At 42.4% G+C, this 415-nt stretch carries 1 protein-coding gene; it reads right to left on the bottom strand.

What is annotated here, in order from left to right; all coding sequences use genetic code 11:
* The coding region (locus QWI17_RS09095) for a DNA topoisomerase (RefSeq protein WP_302722196.1) at positions 1–415 on the bottom strand (415 nt) is incomplete at both ends.

Here is a 415-nt window from a genome sequence, read left to right as displayed (position 1 = left end):
GATGAGTTGCTGGCTTTTACATTTCGGGCAATTCAGTTTAGGCAGGTTGTTTTGAGCAATGGAAGTTTGCAATAGTTCATCGGTAATAGATATTGCATATTTTTCCATTTCTGTTTGAAATGCTCCGACATCAGCTTCATTGTTTTCTATTTTCTGCAAGGCAAGTTCCCATTCAGCGGTCATTGCCACATCTGCAATTTTGCGGTCTTTTACTAGTTCATATACCTGCAATCCTTTTTCAGTGGGTATCAGGGATTTCTTTTCTCGTTGGATATAGTTGCGGGTAAACAGCGTTTCGATTATCGCTGCCCTTGTAGCAGGCGTGCCAATACCGATATTTTGCAGGGCTTTCCGTTCGTCCTCGTTTTCAATTTCCTTTCCTGCATTTTCCATTGCCGACAATAGCCCGGCTTCT

The organism is Gilvimarinus gilvus, assembly GCF_030518155.1.
Lineage (GTDB): Bacteria > Pseudomonadota > Gammaproteobacteria > Pseudomonadales > Cellvibrionaceae > Gilvimarinus > Gilvimarinus gilvus.
Note: the sequence above shows the minus strand (reverse complement) of the source record. Positions and strands in the feature narration are given on the sequence as shown.